Genomic DNA, 20,616 nt, shown 5'->3' on the forward strand with positions numbered 1-20,616 from the left:
TACTTAAGTCAGCATAAACATTATAACATTATAATCTTTGGAATAAAGTAGCACGTCAGGTTTATTTTTAATAGAAGGAGGTACAGGTTTCATGAAATGATTCCAATTTTGAATTTTCATGTATACCTGGGTCGAAGAAGGAGATGGGATGATTGGGCACAGAGAATGTGCTGCGCAATTTGCAGCTTGTTGACGGGCGGATCATGGATATCGCCATTCAGGACGGGGTCATCACTGACATTACACCGTCAGGCCAGGCTGGGGAAGCTAAGAGAGGTCAAGACTGTTCCGGGTTATATGTGTCTAGCGGATGGATTGATCTGCATGTGCATGCCGTGCCGGAGCTTGATCCTTATGGCGATGATATCGACGAAATTGGTGTGAAGCAGGGAGTAACCACGCTCGTGGATGCCGGAAGCTGCGGTGCAGATCGGATCGGTGCCTTGTACAATGCCAGCCTGAAGGCTGAGACGCGGATGTTTGCACTATTAAATATTTCGAGGATCGGGCTTGAACGGACAGATGAGCTGTCACAGCTGAAATGGATAGACCGGGCAATGGCCCAGGCAGCAGCAACGGCGTATCCTGATTTTATCGTTGGTCTGAAAGCACGCATAAGCCGAAGCGTCGTCAAAGACAACGGCATTGAACCGCTCAAGCTGGCACGCATATTGTCCGAAGAAACGAAGCTGCCGCTCATGGTTCATATTGGTTCCGCTCCGCCTGCAATCTCCGAAGTATTGGAGCTATTACAGCCGGGCGATGTAATTACCCATTACCTTAATGGCAAGTCCAATAACCTGTTTCATGAGGACGGCACACCATTACAAGGACTGATTGATGCTGCTTCCCGTGGAGTTCATCTGGATGTGGGCCATGGCACAGCGAGCTTCTCTTTCCGGATTGCAGAACAGGCCAAAGAGGCCGGCATTGAGCTGAATACAATCAGTACGGATATTTACCGCGGCAACCGTCTGAACGGGCCAGTGTACAGTATGTCCAATGTGCTGACCAAGTTTCTCGTTCTTGGCTACAGTTTGGAAGAGGTCATCCGCGCGGTTACAATCAACGCAGCAGCATGGCTCGGCAAGCCGGAGCTCGGACAGATTAGGGTGGGGCAGCAGGCGAACCTGACTTTGTTTGCTCTGGAAGCAGGTGAGAAGCAGCTTAAGGACTCGGAAGGCGATGTTCGAATTGCACAGCACTATATTAAGGTTAAAGGAGTCTATGCTAATGGATCACTCATTACAAGCTAGATATGGACTGAAGCGTGTGATAAATGCCAGTGGTAGAATGAGCATTCTTGGCGTTTCTGCACCAACGGATTCGGTCATGGAGGCCATGAAACAAGGTGGACAACAGTACGTGGAAATCGCGGACCTTGTAGACAAATCGGGTGAATATATTGCACACCTGCTTGGTGCGGAAGGGGCAGCTGTTGTGAACTCGGCGTCCAGCGGCATAGCCCTGTCAGTGGCAGCCATGGTGACCGGCGGAGATCCGCGGCTTAGTCTTCGTCTTCACCAAGAGCCGATAATGAAAAACGAAATTATTATGCTAAAAGGTCATAACGTGCAATATGGAGCACCTGTTGAAACCATGGTTTTTCTTGGCGGCGGCCGGGTTGTGGAAGTGGGATACGCCAATGAAGGCCGGCAGGAGCATATTGAACAGGCCATCGGTGAATATACTGCGGCTATTCTCTATGTCAAATCTCACCACGCTGTCCAAAAGAACATGATTTCTGTGGAAGAGGCCTGGGAGGTAGCACAGCGCAGAGGGGTTCCGCTAATTGTTGATGCCGCAGCAGAAGAGGACCTGTCCAAATATGTCCAGTACTCAGATTTGGCGATTTACAGTGGCTCCAAAGCGATTGAGGGACCCACCTCTGGGATTGTTGCTGGTAAAAAGAAATACGTCAAGTGGCTTAAGATACAGCTGCACGGGATCGGCCGCAGTATGAAGGTTGGTAAAGAGACTACCTTCGGGCTGCTTCAGGCGCTGGAGGAATACCAGAACAAGGCCGATAACAGCGAACGGGAGAAGCAGGCGCTGGAGGATCTTCAGCTGCTCGCTGAGATTCCTGGGGTTTCAGTTCGTATCGTGCAAGATGAAGCGGGCAGAGCGATCTACCGTGGACGCATCCAGGTTGATTCCAATGTTGCAGGAATGGATGCGAAGGATGTGAATGACCAGCTGCGTGAAGGTGAAATTGCGGTATATACCCGAGACTATGGCGTTAAGCAAGGTTATTTCGATATTGATCCAAGGCCGCTGCAAGGTGATGATCTTCAGGTCATTATCACAAGAATACAAGAAATCGTGGGAGGTGAGCGTAAATGAGTCATATACAGCAGCGATTGTATAAAAACAGGGCCGCACTTAATGTACTGGCTGGCAGTATCGGGAACGCTAAGGAAGTATTCGAAGCTGCAGAAGGATATGTACTGATAGGTGTGCTCTCGAAAAACTACGATACGGCGGAGGAAGCAGCAATTGCCATGACTGCATATGGTCAGGCTATTCTAGATGCCGTATCCATTGGGCTCGGAGCCGGAGACAATCGCCAGGCGGCTGTTGTGGCGGAGATTGCAGCAAGTTATCCGGGAAGCCATATCAATCAGGTCTTCCCGGCAGTGGGGGCAACCCGTGCGAACTTGGGAGCTAAGGACAGTTGGATTAACAGCCTGGTTTCTCCATGTGGGCAACCCGGCTATGTAGATATATCAACGGGGCCTGTCAGTTCAGGAACCGCTCCGCATGCCATTGTTCCGGTTCATGCCGCCATTGCACTGGTTCGTGACATGGGTGGCAATGCGCTCAAATATTATCCCATGCAGGGTATGAAGCTTGAGGAGGAGTACCGAGCAGTTGCCAAGGCCTGCGGAGAAGCCGGGTTTGCACTGGAGCCTACGGGTGGAATCGATCTGGCTAACTTCGGAGCCATATTGGAGATTGCTTTAGAAGCAGGTGTGCCCCAGGTTATCCCGCATGTCTATTCCTCTATTATTGATCCAGAGACGGGGAATACAAATGTGGAGGATGTTCGCAGACTACTCGATATGATGAAATCGCTGGTGGACCGATATGCCTAGGATCGCTGCTTTTGGTGAAGTGATGATGCGTTTGCAGGTTCCGGGCTATGAAACGCTGATTCAGAGCAGCAGGCTGGAGTATTCTTTCTCTGGCAGCGGGGTCAATGTTACCGCAGCACTGGCTAAATACGGCCATACCGGTGCGCTTATAACAACCTTGCCGGAAACGCCGGTGGGCGAATCAGCAATCGCTTATCTGCGCAAGCTTGGAGTGGATACTTCACTGATCAGCCGTGGCGGCAAGCATCTGGGGATGTACTTTCTGGAGAATGGCTTTGGAGCCCGTCCCGGCAGAGTCACTTACACAGACAGGCTGGGCAGCAGCTTTAATACCGCGGAGGCGAGTAACTATGACATGCCAGCTCTTGCGGCCAAAGTCGACGTTCTTCATTTATGCGGCATCACGCTGGCAATGAACGAAGGCGTTCGCGAGCAGATGAAACAACTTGCTGTGGAAGTGAAGCGTGCTGGGGGGAAGGTTGTATTTGATTGCAATTACCGTCCTGCGTTATGGGGAACAGATGGCTATACCAAAGCTCGTCCACACTATGAAGAAATGCTCGAACTTGCGGACATAGCACTGATCAATGAGAAGGATGTGCGCTATATTCTTGGCATTGGGGCTGGAGATTATGATAGAATAGCACAGTTAAAGCAAGTGATCCCCGAAGTTGTGGAACGCTTCTGCATCAGAACGGCAGCGGGAACCCAACGTGAGATTAATGCTGACCATACGCATTCCCTGACAGGTTATATCTGTCATGAAGGTACGTTTGTATTTTCCGGCAAACTGACCTTCCCGGTGTATGACCGAATCGGAGCCGGCGATGTATTTGCCAGCGCCATTATCCATGGGGAATTGCAGCAATACCCGCAGCAGCAGACGGTTAATATGGCAGTGGCGGCAGCGATGCTGGCCCACACCACTCCAGGCGATACAGCGCTTTTTAGCGAGAGTGAGGTGCTCCGGGCGTTGTCAGACCATACCTTAGATGTTGAAAGGTAGTGAACAGCGAGTGTCCTTGAAGCGCAAGCAAGGTCCTTTATATCAGCAAATTCAAAAAATTCTCAAAGACCGAATACTCCATGGGGTATATCCTCTCGGAAGCATCATCCCCTCTGAGCCACAGCTGGAGAAGGAATTCGGCGTCAGTAAAATGACGGTCCGCGGTGCGGTGCAGGAGCTGTCTCAAGAAGGATATGTGCAGAAAAAAAGTGGTGTTGGCACGATTGTGATGCGCAATACCTCCCATCAGAAGCTCTCTAAGGGAAAGCGGTTTACGGAGCTGCTCGTGGAAGAGGGTCATAAACTGGAAAAGAGAGTGCTGAACTCCCAATTAGTCACCAATGATGAAGGGACAGAGGAATATAACCGCTTCGGTCCGTATTGCCAGCGGATTGAAAGGCTCTACATTCTGAACGGTCAGCCTTATATTCATCTCATACATTTTCTGGCCGCAGCTGCCCTGCCGGGCGGTACACAAGAAATGAATACAGATATTCAATCGCTGTACGACTCACTGGAGGAGAACGACATTAAGCTGGAAAACTTCAGGGACCGTTTCTTTGTAGAGCCAGCACCTCCCGAGGTGTGCCAGCTGCTGGAGATCCCCACGGGGATGTATGTGCTCAAGCGCCTGCGTAACTCCTATGACGGGGAAGGAAGACTAATAGAGCACAGTATCGGCTGCTACAATACAGAGCTTCATCATTATCTGGTCAGTTATGACACCTGAACTAAAAAGCGTTCATGTTTGGGAATCTGAAACGACATTTTGAAAGTTTGAAAATGATTCGGGATTTTTTTTCAGGACGCAGATAAGTTTATTCTGTTGAGCCTACAGTAAAGTAAGAGGTTTATAAGGAATATAAGGGAAGGCCTGTTCTATAAGAATGGGTCTATTTTTATATCTAATAATGTTTGTATGTGTTATCGGTGAATTTTCTTGGGAGTGACACATTATTTAACTAACAGGCAGGATCGTCTGAATAATCGAAGAAATAAGAATGGTGAGAGCAAGTGTAAAATGTTCCGTAATGGTTGATAAAGGATGTGACTGTATAATGAAATATTTTATTGGAATTATTCCTCCAGATGATTACAAAGAAAAAATAGTGACATTCCGTGATCGCTGGTCTAGTAGTTATCATAACGATGTTGCAGAGCCACACATCACTATAAAAGCCCAAGGAGGTCTTTATGGAGATCTGCAATGGTTAGAAAAGGTAAGACAAACATGCTCTTCAGTTCAAACTTTTCCATTAACATTATCGGTACCTGGGTCGTTCGGAAGTAAAGTTCTATTTCTTAGCGTTGAAACTGGACAAGTAATTGATTTACATCGAAGATTGGTCAACGTGATTTCCCCATCACAAGAACTGGTAGATCGCTACTTTGAAATGGATAAGTATCATCCTCATTTGACCTTGGGGCAAACCTGCTGGGGATTGAATGAGACTGAAATCCTCGAAATGGAACAGTTAGCAATGAACATATTAGCTCCTTATCCAACCTTTAATGTCCATTTTGTTCGCGTATATAAAGAAGTAAAATCAAATCGATACGTACCATTTGTAGATATCCCCTTAGGAGCTAAAGGCTAATTACCCATGTGGATGTGGGAGAAGGCGATATCTATTTACATAACGAAATAACCACAAATAAACGAATCAAATGAACAAGGATTTAAGAATTTTTATGTTATTTTAAGGTATTATTTTCCGAATACATTATATTTAATTAAAAAGTAGATTTAGGAAAAGACCTAAGGGGGATCATAATTTAATGGATAACAACAAGCCGTCGCAACCTGACAACGAAGAAGAAGTGAAAGATTCACTGACCGCAGAGCGGGAAACCGAGCAAGAAACAACAATTCTGCCCGAAATGCAAGAAGAAGAGAATATACAGCATCCATCCGAGATTCAACCACAAGTGGTTAAAGGGAAAAAAAGTGTGCTCTGGATGGCAATCTCGGGAGTTTTAGCTGCAGCACTTATCGTTGTACTTGTATTTCCACCGTTTGGTGGGGGCAGGGAGTCTGTGGCTTCGGTCAATGGGTCGAACATTTCTAAGGATGAGCTGTATAATGAATTGGTTTCTCTTGGTGGCGAGAGCACACTAAACAGCATGATTACAATGAAGTTGATCGACCAGGAAGCTGCAAAAGCTAACGTGTCTGTTACTGAACAGGATGTGAATGCCGAGATTGAGACTCTAAAAACCCAATATGGCGGTGAAGAAGGGCTTAACACGGCACTTTCTCAATCTGGTATGACCATGGATTCACTCAAGAAAAATACGGAAGTCCAAGTGAAAATCCGTAAAATTCTTGAACCACAAACCACAGTAAAAGATGAAGATATCAGTGCCTATTATGAAGAGAACAAAGCAACATTCGCCACTCCGGAGCAGGTTAGAGCATCTCATATCCTTGTGAAGACAAAAGAAGAAGCGGATGATATCAAAAAACAATTGGATGAGGGAGCAGACTTTGCAACCCTGGCAAAAGAAAAATCCACAGATACAGGCTCTGCAGCGAATGGCGGGGATCTTGGATTTTTCGGAGAAGGTGAAATGGTAGAAGCATTTGAGAAAGCAGCCTTCTCCATGAAAAACGATGAGATTAGCGACCCAATTAAGTCCGATTATGGTTACCACATTATCAAGAGGACAGATTATAAAGAGGCAACCAATCCGACTGAGGAAGACAAAAAAGAAGATATTCGTAACATACTGGTGGAGCAGCAAGTCGGTGAGCTCAGTACGAATTGGATGAGTGAATTGCGCTCCAAGGCTACGATTGTTAACACACTTGAGCCAGCGGATGAAAGCACGGATGCTCCTGCAGCTACCGCTGAGGATACAGAATCCTCTGCCAAGGAATAATAGTAACGACAGATGGAATAGAAGCATATAAACAGCTGACAAATTCGACTGTAAGGTTCGAGTCTGTCAGCTGTTTTTCTTGTTTGTGACTTGATAACATTAAAGAGTAAGAGCGTGCTGCACTAATTGAGAAGGCTAATGGTGCAGAGCTTGTTGGAGTGCTAAATCATGGGGAGTTCTAGCTCCTTAAACTAAAGGGAGACGTAGCTCAATAAACCAGAGGAGCAGCCAATCAACATGATCGGCTGCTTTCGTTTAACAATTGGATAGGACGTTTGATATTATCAATTGAAGTCATATGAACTGATGTTAATTCAACTGACTGTTCTTCTTATACTGTACATAGACGTAATAATAGCAATACAGATGCACAACATTGACGATGGACCATACAACAAGCCATATGATTGGAGTCGACAGCGTAGTCCAGATACCAAACCAAGGCAGCACACGTCCTCCACCGATAAACGTCATCAATGGCGAAAGGGTCAAGAGAATGAGGATCGGGGTCAGCCTTCCAATCGTTATCAGAATTATTTTGCTGGTCGTCAGGCGTTTGTTTCTGAAGCGGATGTGAAAGTATGCATATATGCCCCATACAAGCGTAGCGATGATTAGCGCAATCATAATCATTTCCACGTTTCGACCATTCACAAATGAGGTTTCAAGCTGTTCCCCTCTCATGATCTTCGCGATGTCATGAATAAAAGTCGAGTAATTCACAGAAGCGTTTAACCCGGAGTTAAACATTACCGCAATGCCCATCTCCTCGTCCAAATAAATCTTTTCTTCTGACTTGTATGTCCAGAAAATGCCGCTATGGGAGATGATTTGGCCGTGAGATTCTTCTTGGTCAGCAAGCCAGCCCATGCCGTAGGAACCGATGGTCCCCGCTGCATGATATTGTTTCATTAGGGTAGGAGAAAGTAGCTGTCCTTGATATTGGGCAAGCATCCATCGGGACATGTCCTCGGCAGTTGAAACGATGCCTGCCGGGCCTTCAATAAACCATATCGGTTCCTTTTGTCCTACCGCCCGTCCCAAACTCAAGTAATGTCCTAGCGGAATAGCTTCATTCCCATAAAATTGCTGCGTTGTACTGACACTAAAGGTATGGTTCATACCTAGCGGCTTAAAAATGTGGTTATTCAGATAATCTGAAAAGCGCTCTCCGCTCACATTTTCCACGAGGTTCGCCAGCAGGACGTAATTGGGATTATGATAGCTGTAGGCTGTCCCAGGGCTATGGGCAAGTTGTACATCGCTTAACAGCTGGTTCACCTCATGCAGTGCCTGGAATTGCGGTTTCCTCGTCATATCAGGATTTATTTTGTCATTGAGACCGCTAGTCTGATTCAATAGATGGCGGATCGTGATGTTGTGAACGCGGGGATCCCGTACAGAATGCTCTGGAAAATAAGAATCATAAGCCGCATCCAGGTCAATCTGGCCGTTGTCCGCTAACTGCAGTATGGCTAGTGCGGTAAAAGACTTGCTTAGCGAAGCAATGGGGAAATGAGTGTCGCCTGTAACTCTTTGGCCATCTTCAAATGTTCCGTAGCCTTTTGCATAATATACTTCATCGTCTTTAACAATGGACAGTGAGGCAGCCTGCATGTGATTGGCTTTCATACTCCGATTCATATATTCGTCGATGTCTTGCAGGATTTCTGATTTGTCACGGACTTCTGTGGCTGAAATCGGGTTTTGCCAGACTGAACATAACAACAGTGAACAGGCGATTGTAATTAACATTCTTTTTTTCATTTTTAGCATCATAGCACTCCCATCATTCAAGATAAGGGAATGCTATCAGAATATTTTCAACTATTTATCAACTTGATCCCAATACTAGCCGTGACGCTTCCACCGCCATGAGGTCCATTTTCAATCTGCAGGTTTCCATCATGTTTATCGCAAAACACTTTACAAACGTAAAGGCCCAGTCCACGATGTTCGGACGCATCCCACACTTCGCCCCGGTAAAAAGGCAGGACAGCTTTGCCTAGGGCATCTGTTGAGAAGCCCTGTCCGTCGTCTGTGACGTTAATTATCATAAAGCTTTTCTGAATGTCATAGTGAACATTCACTTGGCTGGCAGCATATCGAATTCCGTTAGCCACTATATTCTCAAAAATTTGCATGACGATATAGGGGTCCACGTTGATTTGGACATGATCATATTCCATGGAGGCGACGAAGGTTTTGCCCGATTGTCTTGCCATTTGTTTGGCACTGTCGTTCAGCAGCGTCGTAAGCGTGATTATATCCATCGATTGATGCCGTACGGGGACATCTTCTAGTTTCTGAATCGAGTTCATGGCCTCCGCATAGCTCTCCAGACGCACGATGTGAAGATTCATCGTGTGGATCAGTTCCAGCGCCTTTTCTTCAGACAATTTCTTTTCCGGCAGATAGGCTGCAAGTAGCTCGGTGTTTCCTTTTAAAACTGAAAGCGGTGTTCTCAGATCATGAGCAAAAATTGCATTCAGTTTCTTGCGTTCCTCAACCGATCGCCAGAGCGTCCTTACGTTTTTCTCTAATGTTGAGCGCATGTTTTCAAATGCTTCGATTAGCTCGCCCATCTCGTCCCGGCTGTCGTAGGAGATGCGGAAATCTAGATCGTTGGCCGAAATTTTCTCCGAGGCTTGTTTGAGTATCTCCAGCGGACGTTTTAGTTTCCATCTGTAAAACAGGATGGCCATGGTAACAATTCCGGCTGCCACGGTAAGCATGACCATCGCGACGAGGGAGGGCAGAATCCAATCTGATTCTCTGAAACGCTGCTGTAGCTTCTCCGCCCAGGCGAACTCCAGAGTTACGACGGCAAGCACCGCAATAACTGTGGCTACAGATAGTAAAATAAAAGATTGCCGCAAGGTAAAGCGCTTGAATAGCCGTCCATTCATGTGCTTGGCCATTTGTATCCTACTCCCCAAACGGTCTCGATTCGGTCATCGCATCCGTACTCTTTAAATTTAGAGCGAATTCGCCTGATATGTTCCGCGATTACATTACTATCACCTTGATTGTCCCAACCCCAAATTTTTTCGTACATGCGTTCCTTTTCGAACACGATATTGGGATGTGTGGACAGCAACTCGATGATCTCGAACTCTTTTTTGGCCAGTGGGACTTGCTTATCTCGGTAGTAGAGCATCCGTGCTGTATAGTCAATAACTATATCATCATTAAATCTCACAGAGGATTTGGTGTGGACACGATGTTCCCTGCGCAAATGAGCTTCAACTCGGGCACCCAGTTCGTGAATGCTAAAAGGTTTCAGGATGTAGTCGTCACCTCCGGCCCGAAATCCGGCTATCTTATCCGCATCTTCGATTCGAGCTGTTAAAAATAAGATGGGGCACGAGACGAAATTACGGATTTGCTCGCATAATTGAAGCCCGTTCTGTTCAGGCATGTTGATATCTAGCAAAACAAGGTCGGGCTGTTGTTCGACTTTCCGCAGCGCTTCTCTGCTATCCTTGGCCGTTAGGACAGCATATCCATTGATTTCAAAATAATCGGTCAGCAGCTTTCGAAGATCGGCTTCATCGTCCACGATTAGTATTTTATGCATCAATGCTCAGTCTCCCGTTAACCATTTTTAATTCAGCATAGCAAAAATCTATACATAATAAAATCGCCATCTAATAGGGGGCGCTAAACTGATCATCTTAGAATGAACCCTAAATACAAAGTCATACTGGAAGTAACTTTTCCACCATAGCTTATATAAAGGGGAGGCTGTTTAACTTATTTGAATAAGAATATTGATATGTGGGTTAATAACGGGGGAATAGACTATTCTGATAAATGTAAGCTGCTACACAAAAAAGTATAAGGGAAGGTGATTCTTTTTGGATCTTGTCATTTATTCGGCACTGGCACTAATTTATTTGTTTCTTGTTGTCAGGATTGCTGCTCAATTATCTGGAAAAAGACAATGGCTCAATTACGCCATCTTTCAGATTTTTGTATTGTTCAGTCTTGCGTACGATAACGGAATCATCGCAGCAGGTCACTTGATAGGTGAGCGAGAGCTGCTCAAGGGACTTAGCAGTGTTCGATTTTGGCTTCATGCCTTTGCTACCCCTACGTTGATACTTGTAGGCTACTACATCCTGCGCAGCTCACAAGTCAAGTTTTCAAAACATATCATTACACATATTACGGCATGGTTAATAACATTGGGCCTTATCATTTACCAAATTGTAAGTTCAACCTTACAGGAAGTAAAAAGTCTTATACCCATAGAAGAGTATGGGGTTTTGAGGTATACGTCAGAAAGTCTTGCAGGTCCGCCATTCATGGTGATCATCGTTGGTTTTCTGCTGTTGATAATAGGTATAATCGTTTTAGTAAAACAAAAATGGGTATGGCTGTTTGTTGGAACATTGCTATTATTTATAGGTCAAGGGCTACAAATACCTGTAGCAAGTACAGCTGTAACCAATATATTTGAATTGATCCTCATGGTGTCCATCTGGATCACCACTTCAAAAGCTTTAGATTCACAGAGGCCATAAAGTTTCCACTAGTACGTTATAGAGCTGATATGTAGTAAAGAGAAAGGTGATGTGTCTAATGAATGAGTGATTAACTCGTTCATTAGACATTTTTTTGTTGTGGAAGAATAACAAAATTCAATATGCTAACGAACAGGATAGTTGAAATCAACGAAGGGTACAATACTACAAAATCATTGGGGGTGCTCTTTGTTTAAACAGGTTGTTTCATTGATTTTTATTTGGACTGTATCCGTCAGGGCTTAATATTGTGAGCCACCAGTAAGGAAAGACCCATGCTGACAAACGGACGCATAAGTTTAAAATATAATGTTACACAGGAGGTTATCGTTTCTTGAAATTCGAACTAGGTCGCTGCTTACTGAATGAACGCTTGGTGGAAGCCGGAAAGTCAGCAGAGTGGCTGGCAAAGGAATTGCTTTTTAAACCGGAACGAGTCTACGACTTTATGGAAAACAAAAGAGTAATGCCACTCAAAATTGCCATATCGATTGCCGACTCTATCGGTTGTGACGTTCGTGCATTGTATGAATTAATTCCGAGTGATTTCGAAGTAAAGGGAGATTGATCAAATGTTGGAGTGCGCTATCTCTAACCGGAGGTGAAGTCGATGTTTGGAAGAGTGATAAGAAGATTACTTGTATTGCTTCTCTGTCTAACGCTTATTTTGGAACCCACCAAAACCTATGCTGAATCGGATACAAATTGTAAGGACCAAAGACTGATTCTAACTCTTTTAAGTCCAAAAATAGAAGAACAACTAACCCTTTTTTATAAAGATCGATTAATTGAAAAGCCTATGTTTGCTCCTTTTCTAGGCGGGAATGACTTAAAGTTAGATTACCATGATTCACACATTATTGCCCACGTCACGGTTGAACCGTACGTTGGTCCTCACTTAAGTGTTGGTCAGGATTTGATTACATTTCATATAAACAATTCCGGCGAGGTTAAAGTCATTGCATATCATCATATCAAGAACTACGAGCTTCCACCACATTGGAGGAAGGTGGTCATTCCAACGGCAACATTTAGACAGATGTGATTCTTTAAATGGTTCTTTAATGCAGAGAGAGAACAAACGCAGTTCCTTCGAAAGTCGCTGTTATGGTGGCTTTTTTGCTATCTGCACAAGTTTCTTGCCCTCGAATGCCGCAGTGGAGTGGGAGTTTGGCTACTCATAATAGATGGCCTCGTAAGGAAACGCTAACTTATTCAAGCGATATTCTTTGGGTGACATGGACATATATTGCCGAAAAACTTTGCCAAAATAGCTGGGACTCTCAAAACCGCATTGTTGGCCAATTTGGGAAATTGGAAGTTCCGTTGTGCGGAGTAGTCGGACTGCAACTTCAATCCGTCTGTCTTTGAGATAGGCTAGCGGTGAAGTTTTCTCTGATTTCTGAAATAATCTGCACAAGTAATGCTTATTGATATCACAATGGCTGGCCAGCACATCCAGCGTCAATGGAGCAGCATAATTCTCCCGGATGAACTTTTTGCATTTCTCGATCGTGGTAATCGAAAGGACGCCGATATCTCTCTCCGCATCCCGACTTGTCTGAACCAAGATAAGCAGCCACTGATAGACTTGCATGGACAAACGATACTTGTCCGTTACTTTCTCTTGATGAATCAAATGAATAATTTGCCATAACTCCTGAATCAAGGGAGAATCCGCGTTTCGTTGAATGACATGACCTTCGTTATCATGAATCATATCCCAGATTCGGTTCGCTTCATCCCCGCGAATGTTTATCCAGATAAATTCCCAAGGTTCATTATTCTCTTGTTTATAGTAATAGCAATGCTCCCCAGAGATTCTAACGAGTAGTGCATGTCCCTTCGGTAAAGGAAGGGTTTGATTATCAATATCCAGATAGCCCTGTCCATTAAGGGTGTATTGAAAAACAACGTGCCCGGGGTCTGGTCTATCGTCACTTGGACAGCGATATTGCTCGCTGGAGACGATCTGCCATCCAATAGAGTCCAGTGTCATGATTGATGTATCGTCGTTACGAAAAGCATAAGAGACCGTATGGACCATACTTTCATCCCCTGCCTAAAAAAGTCAATTTTATTATATAATACGTCACATTTTTTAGATTGTCTGCCTTTTTTTACACCTGTAAGATAATTGTAAGCGGTAACATAAGGAGGAGGTGACTATCGTTTGTGTTCCTTTGGTTAGCGAGTGAAGTTTTCCTGCATCAAAGGAATAATGCTGCAGAAGTGCAGCGAACGACAACATCATGCAGGGCAGATTGAACTGATTTCCTGGGGCTGTCTTACAACAGAAAGACTTCTTTCCCCAGATTTAATCCCAGATTTGAAGTAACAATTTTTGGATAAAGGAGGAGCTAATCCAATGGACCGAAGAACTGTTTCCATCCAGAAATCGATATTTGTATCTTTTCTAGCATTCCTTATGGTTATTTCATTGGCTGTACCTCCGGCTCCGGCACGCGCAGAGTCATCCGACATCCTGACGGGCCGCCAGGGAGAATATCTTAACCGGGGGCTGGTTGCGGTTCTCGTAGACAACGGCGTTTTTATAAGCTGGAGGTATTTAAACAATGATCCTGATGAGATCGCTTTCAATATATACAAAAATGGAACCAAAGTGAACACGTCACCGATCAGCGACGTGACGAACTATGTGGACACAACCGGCTTCGACAGCTCGCAATATCAGATATCCACCATTATTGCGGGCAAGGAGCAAATGCAGCCAGAGGTTGTATCGGTCTGGCATAACGATTATCTGCCTATTCCACTTGATAAGCCGGCCGACGGTCGGACCAAGGACGGTGGAACCTATTCCTATTATGCGGGCGATGCTTCCGTTGCGGACTTGGACGGTGATGGCGAATATGAAATCGTCTTCCTGTGGAGTCCGAGCAATTCCAAGGACAATTCGCAGGCAGGATATACCGGCAATGTCTATATCGATGCCATCAAACTGGACGGCACGAAGCTGTGGAGGATTGACCTTGGAGTCAACATCCGTGCCGGAGCTCATTATACGCAGCTCATGGTATACGATCTGGATGGCAACGGAAAAGCCGAAGTCGTTGTGAAAACAGCGGACGGCACAAAAGACGGACAGGGTACGGTCATTGGTGATGGCACAAAGGATTACCGCAACGAGGGCGGATACATACTGTCAGGGCCGGAGTATCTCACACTGTTTGACGGTGAGACCGGAGCGGCCGTATCCACCGTGGATTACAATCCCCCAAGAGGAAACGTCAGTGATTGGGGCGATGGGTACGGCAACCGTGTAGATCGCTTTCTTGGCGCCATCGCTTATCTGGACGGCAAGAAGCCAAGTGTGGTGATGAGCCGCGGTTATTACACCCGCACGGTGCTTGCTGCTTATGATTATGTTGGTGGAAAACTCGTGCAGCGCTGGACCTTCGACACGAACGAAGCAGGAGCACAATATCAAGGACAAGGCAATCATAACTTAAGTGTTCTGGATGCCGACAATGACGGCAAAGATGAAATCATGTTCGGCGCCTTGGCCATCGACGATGATGGGAGTTTGATGTACAGTACCGGACTCGGCCACGGGGACGCCATGCATGCAGGCCAGCTCGATCCGAACCGGGATGGATACCAGGTGGTGAGTGTGCACGAGCATTCGGATGCGGCATATGGACTGGAGATGCGCGATGCTGCTACAGGCGAAATTATCTGGGGGCAGAAAACAGGCATCGACACCGGTCGAGGGATGTCAGCGGACATTGATCCGAACTATCCGGGCTATGAATCATGGGCCACGACCGTTACCAACGGGCAAAGTGTACCTGTAACCAATACCTATTCGGCTGCCGGAGAGGCGATCTACACGGTGGACGAAGGGCCCAAAACCGCCAATTTCGCCATCTGGTGGGACGGAGATCTTCAGCGGGAGCTGTTTGACCATCAGTGGGATAACAGCACAGCCAGAGGAATTCCACTCATTTACAAGTGGGACTACGAGAACAAAAAGCTGGATGAAATCTTCCGGGCGACCGGTACGTTAACAAACAATCATACCAAAGGAAATCCAGCGCTACAGGCAGATATTCTGGGAGACTGGCGAGAGGAAATTCTGCTGCGGAGCGAAGATAGCTCGGAGTATCGTCTCTACACGACCACCATTCCTTCCGATTATCGCATCCCTACGCTGATGCAGGATCCTGTGTATCGACTTGGCGTTGCCTGGCAAAATGTTGCCTACAATCAGCCGCCACATACAGGCTTTTATCTTGGAGCAGAAGCTACGGAATTTCCCAAAGCCGATCTGACGCTGACGCGCGATGCAGAAATGCCGGAGCCTGTTTACCGCTTTGATTTCGGTACAGAGACAGCCTCAGGAAGTACAAATGTACAGGATACGCTCTACGCGCAAGATCCGGGATTCGGGTTCTTGGATACGAGCGGGATTGAGGTAGGGGCAAACCAGGTTTCGGTCAACACAGGCACAACATTTGCCGTTGATCTGCCAAATGCAAATTACAAGGTGACGCTGCGATTAGGTAGCGATGCGCGTGACTCCAACGTTGGAGTCAAATCCGAATATGTCCAGAAGCTAGCTATGACGAATGTAAAAGCGGGAGAACCGCTGGAGTATTCCTATGACATTGCCCTGGTGGATGGTCAGCTTGATTTCCTCTTTACGGGTACAGCCATAGACATCCAAGACATTATCATAGAGAAATATCCGGATAAATCGGCCGGTGCCGCAACGACGATCTATATGGCCGGTGATTCGACCATGCAATCTTACAGTGAGATGCAGGCACCACAAGAAGGGTGGGGTCAGCAATTCGGTCGTTATTTCTCAAATGGGGCAGTGATCGTGAATGATGCGATCGGCGGCCGAAGCAGCAAATCGTTTATGGTAGACGGTCGTCTGGATACGATCCTGCAGCGAATCAAGCCGGGAGACTTCTTCTTCATTTCCTTCGGTCATAATGATGCCAGTGCAGGGATACCGGACCGTTATGCATCACCTGAAGATTATAAGATGTACCTGGCCAGATATGTAAACGGTGCCAAACAGCGCGGTGCAACACCGGTTTTGCTTACTCCGGTTGGACGAAGAGACTTCAATACGGTAACTCAGGAATTCAACGTCAGCTTCCCGGCGTATGTGCAGGCTGCCAAAGAGGTAGCGGAGGAGCTGGACGTTCCGCTGATTGATCTCAGCAAGATGAGCATTGCATACTACGACAAAATCGGTAATGCTGCAACGGAGAAAGTGTTCCTTTACGCTAATCCGGGTGAATATCCGAAATACCCGAATGGAATCAACGATAACACCCACTTCAGTCGTTATGGCGCGCAGAAAATTGCCGGACTGGTTGCAGGCGCGGTCAAAGACATGGAGTTGAGTATTTCTTCTCTGGTGATCGACCCGGATATGTCCGAGCCGGAACCGGAGCCGGAAATTCAGCTCTACGAGGAGGATTTTGAAGGAGACCCTGCCGATTACCAGTATGCGATGGTTAATGCTACGGGTATTGCAGGAACGATGGCGGGAACGGTTGTTGAACAAAGCGGAAATAAAGTGCTGTCCGTCACGGGATCCGGATCAGGACATCGGGCTAAAGTGTTCCGTATGTTCGATGCCGTAAACGGCGATCAGGTAAATGTGAAGTTTGATTGGCAATCGGGCAACGTAAGTGCCTATCCGTCAGAGGGGCATCTTACCATCATGGATGCTAACGAAAATGCGCTTTTCACACTGTATACGAAAACCGGAAGTTCCAAAATTCATTATTATGTCGGTGCATATAATGCGGACTACGGTACGGGTGATACAGCCATACCTGAAGGGGGAACGGCGACAGAGATTTCCAAGAACCAGTGGGTGAACGTGGATGCAACTGTTAACTTTGCAGAGAAAACGCTGGATCTGACATTAACGAACCTAGCGGATCCGACAGTTACACAGACGATCGAATCTATTCAGATGAGTTCCGGTGCTTACGCAGACAACGTCAGAGCCCTTCGGTTCTTGGGTACGAGAAAAGGCGGTGGAGGCACACTGAACTGGACGACTCAGATCGATAATGTGCGAATTGAAGGCACGCAGCTCCCTTCCGAGGGTGGGGATCAGACAGCTTTGATTGCTCTGTATGATGAGATCAAAGCACTGGAACTGTCGGAATATACAGACGCATCGAAAGCTGTGTTGAACCGGGCTTTGGCAGCTGCGGAAGCCATATTCAATACCGAAGCCACGCAGGCTCAAGTTGACCATGTGTTTAACATGTTAACCGTCGCCAAGGATTCATTGACCAAAGAGGCGGCTGAAGAGGTAACTGAGTACAAGTTTGATTTTGGTTCCGGCAGCGCTGCCGATGGATACATCAAGGTAGATGCCAAGAGAGCGTTCATCGAAGGCAATGGGTATGGCTTTGCGAATACTGCGCTGACCGAAGATGTGAACCGGGAAACCGGAGATGCGCTCAAGGAGGATTTCACGCGGGTAAATGGGACTTCCTTCCTGGTGGAAATGGAACCAGCCAATTACCGGGTAACGATGACCGTTGGGGATGCGGAGGAATCGACGAGCGCAAGTGTCGTTGTGGAGCAGATGACGAAGCTGCCGCTCACAACCATTGCCAAGGGCGATTTTAAAGAAATCACAACGGACATTGCTCTGATTGACGGCGTATTTAACTTTGACTTCTCTGGAAATACACCGAAGATTAATGCACTGAAGATTGAGCGTCTGCCTGAAAACGGCGTGGGCGATAAGCCTGTTATTTATTTGGCGAGCGATTCCACCGTTGCCAATTACGCAGAGAACTATCGTCCGCAAGCAGGCTGGGGCGAAACGCTGGGCGGATATTTTGATCAAGATGAAGTCAGCATTGATAACCGGGCAGTCGGTGGACTCAGCAGTAAGACCTTCCTGGTCGGTGGATATCTCAACGATCTTTTGCTCGACATCCATGAAGGCGATTATCTGTTTATGCAGTGGTCTCATAACGATTCCACACCGTCCCGCCCGGAGCGTTATCTTACGCCTGAGCAATTCAAGGTATACTTGAAAGAATACATTGAAGGAGCTCAGCAAAGAGGTGCGATTCCTGTTCTGGTCACACCAGTGAACCGTCGTGATTTTACTGGAGAGACCCTGAACAAAAGCTTTCCGGAATACGTTCAGGCGATGAAAGAAACGGCCGACGAGACAGAAACGCTCATCATCGATCTGAACCAGGCAAGCTGGGAGTATTTCCAGGAGCTCGGCACTGAAGGAACCAAATCGATTTTCATGTGGGTAGGCACAACGGAAGACAATACCCATTTGCAGATGAACGGTGCAATCAAGGTATCTGAAATTGTGGCACGTCTTGTGAAAGAACTGAATATACAGCTGTCAGCCTTTGTCACACTGGAAGGGGAATCACCGGAACAGAAAGCCCCCCATACCACGGTATCCGTGGATGGAGATGAGCATGACGGGTGGTATACTTCTCCAGTACAAGTAACCTTTACTGCAAATGATGAAGATTCTGAGATCGAAGGGACCTATTATAAAATCAATGGTGGCGAAACGGTGAGTGGCACACAGTTGACTCTAAGTGAAGAAGGTACACACACCATCACCTACTGGAGCGTCGATGTGGAAGGTAATCAAGAGAGTGAACAGTCTCTGACCCTGTCTATTGATCTCGTACCACCAACCGTTGAAATTCAGGGTCAAGCCGAATACACCATTGATCAGCACGTGGAAATTGGCTATACAGCCGTTGATTCAATATCCGGCGTGGCAGAACCGACGGGTGTGCTCCTGGATACTCCGGCTTATACACTGGAACCGGGCCTGAACAAGGTAACGGCAACCGTCTCCGATTTGGCTGGCTGGGAGCAGACGGTAGAATATAGCTTTGGAGTTATTGCTACATTCGATAGCCTGATTAATCTGACCAACTCCTTTGCGAATGAATCGATAGATCCTAATGCAAGTGCTCTTGCTGAGCAGCTCGCGAACACATTAGGGCAGGCCAACCAGGCAGCTATCAATCATGAAGGAGCAAAGGCACGTCAACTTCTTGCATCTTACGGTAATGATGTTCAAGCAGCTAGAGGAACTGTCTTTACGGATGATCAGGCCAATGTGTTAATGAAGTGGGAAGAATGGCTCAACCAAGCAACTCCACTAGCGAACGGGGCCCCTGGTACGCCTGTGCTTTCTGACAATAACGGTTACGACACGGGTCTTAAAGACGGGGACTACACAGTCACGATGAATTTGTGGTGGGGCAATAACGGCAATGAGTTTAAACTGTATGAGAATGGTGAATTGATCAAGGAAATTGCACTGGTCGATCAATCACCATCCGCTCAGTCTGTTCAAGTTGATATTACTGGAAAGAAAAATGGCACCTACATTTATACCGGAGAGTTGATCAATTCACTGGGTACGACCATGAGTGTTCCGCTGACAGTCACGGTTACCCATGCTTCTCCGGGTCAAGCGGTTCTATCAAACGACAACTGGGACGGGGACGGTAACTTTAATGTCAGCATGAATCTGTGGTGGGGAACAAACGCAACCGAATACGAACTTTACGAAAATGGGATATTGGTCGACACACAGTCGCTGCAATCGAATACGCCAAATGCACAATCTGCGGTAACCACAATCACTGGAAGGGGACCTGGAATCTATGAGTATGAAGCTGTACTTCGTAATTCTTCAGGGGAAACCAGATCGTCCAAATTAAATGTAACCGTACGAAAGTAGGTAAAATTGTTTAAGGTATTCCTTTATCACAAGTGATTTAGAACTGAAGTAGATTAGATATATTAAAAAGTGCTATTCCTCATCCATTTGAGGAGCAGCACTTTTTTATTATGAGAAACTCAGATACCTTATTCAATGAATGGGGGAAACGAACAACCCAAATTTTTGATTTTCAAGTTGAAAATTCTTCATGTTCGGCCATGAGTATGTAATCCTACATACATTTAGGGTTAGACTACAAAGAAGGACGTTCCTAAACAGGACGTCCTTTTTTACTATGCTAACAACAACGTGACTGCTGATTCGAAAGTGGACCGTTTTGAAGCGGGTGTATGAACTTGAAGGCTTTTC

At 46.4% G+C, this 20,616-nt stretch carries 15 protein-coding genes; 11 read left to right on the forward strand and 4 right to left on the reverse strand.

All coding sequences use genetic code 11. The features are described from left to right. Nucleotides 1-203 precede the first annotated feature (203 nt). From PIL01S_RS07320 to PIL01S_RS07350, 7 genes are all read left to right on the forward strand, one after another. Nucleotides 204-1,256 carry an amidohydrolase/deacetylase family metallohydrolase gene (locus PIL01S_RS07320; RefSeq protein WP_307720984.1) on the forward strand — a complete coding sequence of 351 codons (1,053 nt, stop codon included), beginning with the start codon at nt 204-206 and terminating at the stop codon, nt 1,254-1,256. Continuing rightward, nucleotides 1,234-2,343: a DgaE family pyridoxal phosphate-dependent ammonia lyase gene (locus PIL01S_RS07325; protein WP_127536938.1), complete on the forward strand. Its 1,110-nt coding sequence runs from the start codon at nt 1,234-1,236 to the stop codon at nt 2,341-2,343. Before PIL01S_RS07320 ends, PIL01S_RS07325 begins: the two co-directional genes overlap by 23 nt. Continuing rightward, nucleotides 2,340-3,095 (forward strand): 2-dehydro-3-deoxy-phosphogluconate aldolase, encoded by a 756-nt coding sequence (gene dagF / locus PIL01S_RS07330; RefSeq protein ID WP_127536939.1) that lies wholly within the window; start codon nt 2,340-2,342, stop codon nt 3,093-3,095. Before PIL01S_RS07325 ends, dagF begins: the two co-directional genes overlap by 4 nt. Next, the gene (locus PIL01S_RS07335; protein WP_127536940.1) at nt 3,088-4,101 is read left to right on the forward strand and encodes a sugar kinase; all 1,014 of its coding nucleotides are present in this window, start codon (nt 3,088-3,090) and stop codon (nt 4,099-4,101) included. The genes dagF and PIL01S_RS07335 overlap by 8 nt, the downstream gene beginning before the upstream one ends. Then, nucleotides 4,088-4,831, forward strand: a complete 744-nt coding sequence (locus PIL01S_RS07340) for a GntR family transcriptional regulator (protein WP_174818671.1) — start codon at nt 4,088-4,090, stop codon at nt 4,829-4,831. Before PIL01S_RS07335 ends, PIL01S_RS07340 begins: the two co-directional genes overlap by 14 nt. Before the next feature lie 328 nt (nt 4,832-5,159). Then, on the forward strand, nt 5,160-5,699 hold the full coding sequence (locus tag PIL01S_RS07345) for a 2'-5' RNA ligase family protein (protein WP_127536942.1): 540 nt from the start codon (nt 5,160-5,162) through the stop codon (nt 5,697-5,699). A 181-nt stretch (nt 5,700-5,880) separates the two neighbouring features. Next, complete coding sequence (locus PIL01S_RS07350; RefSeq protein ID WP_127536943.1) at nt 5,881-6,984, forward strand: peptidylprolyl isomerase; 1,104 nt, start codon at nt 5,881-5,883, stop codon at nt 6,982-6,984. Nucleotides 6,985-7,293: 309 nt separating this feature from the next. Here PIL01S_RS07350 and PIL01S_RS07355 read toward each other — a convergent pair whose 3' ends face one another. From PIL01S_RS07355 to PIL01S_RS07365, 3 genes are read right to left on the reverse strand one after another with little or no spacing between them, the layout of a single operon-like run. Further along, entirely contained in the window at nt 7,294-8,760 is a 1,467-nt protein-coding gene (locus tag PIL01S_RS07355) for a serine hydrolase domain-containing protein (protein WP_127536944.1), read from the reverse strand. 47 nt (nt 8,761-8,807) lie between these two features. After that, nucleotides 8,808-9,905 carry a HAMP domain-containing sensor histidine kinase gene (locus PIL01S_RS07360; RefSeq protein WP_127536945.1) on the reverse strand — a complete coding sequence of 366 codons (1,098 nt, stop codon included), beginning with the start codon at nt 9,903-9,905 and terminating at the stop codon, nt 8,808-8,810. Then, on the reverse strand, nt 9,890-10,564 hold the full coding sequence (locus tag PIL01S_RS07365) for a response regulator transcription factor (protein WP_127536946.1): 675 nt from the start codon (nt 10,562-10,564) through the stop codon (nt 9,890-9,892). The genes PIL01S_RS07360 and PIL01S_RS07365 overlap by 16 nt, the downstream gene beginning before the upstream one ends. A 280-nt stretch (nt 10,565-10,844) precedes the next feature. On the opposite strand from PIL01S_RS07365, the gene PIL01S_RS07370 reads away from it, so the two are divergent. The 3 genes from PIL01S_RS07370 (at nt 10,845) to PIL01S_RS07380 (ending at nt 12,558) form a co-directional block, all read left to right on the forward strand. Next, nucleotides 10,845-11,513, forward strand: a complete 669-nt coding sequence (locus tag PIL01S_RS07370; protein ID WP_127536947.1) for a hypothetical protein — start codon at nt 10,845-10,847, stop codon at nt 11,511-11,513. Nucleotides 11,514-11,847: 334 nt separating this feature from the next. Continuing rightward, nucleotides 11,848-12,081: an XRE family transcriptional regulator gene (locus PIL01S_RS07375; protein ID WP_127536948.1), complete on the forward strand. Its 234-nt coding sequence runs from the start codon at nt 11,848-11,850 to the stop codon at nt 12,079-12,081. A gap of 42 nt (nt 12,082-12,123) precedes the next feature. Beyond that, nucleotides 12,124-12,558, forward strand: a complete 435-nt coding sequence (locus tag PIL01S_RS07380; RefSeq protein ID WP_127536949.1) for a DUF3888 domain-containing protein — start codon at nt 12,124-12,126, stop codon at nt 12,556-12,558. A gap of 129 nt (nt 12,559-12,687) precedes the next feature. Here PIL01S_RS07380 and PIL01S_RS07385 read toward each other — a convergent pair whose 3' ends face one another. Beyond that, nucleotides 12,688-13,560, reverse strand: a complete 873-nt coding sequence (locus PIL01S_RS07385) for a helix-turn-helix transcriptional regulator (protein WP_127536950.1) — start codon at nt 13,558-13,560, stop codon at nt 12,688-12,690. Nucleotides 13,561-13,881: 321 nt separating this feature from the next. Here PIL01S_RS07385 and PIL01S_RS07390 point away from each other — a divergent pair, with 321 nt between their 5' ends. Continuing rightward, complete coding sequence (locus tag PIL01S_RS07390; RefSeq protein WP_127536951.1) at nt 13,882-20,265, forward strand: rhamnogalacturonan lyase family protein; 6,384 nt, start codon at nt 13,882-13,884, stop codon at nt 20,263-20,265. The last annotated feature ends 351 nt before the right edge of the window (nt 20,266-20,616 follow it).

The organism is Paenibacillus illinoisensis NBRC 15959 (assembly GCF_004000925.1).
GTDB classification, from domain to species: domain Bacteria; phylum Bacillota; class Bacilli; order Paenibacillales; family Paenibacillaceae; genus Paenibacillus; species Paenibacillus illinoisensis.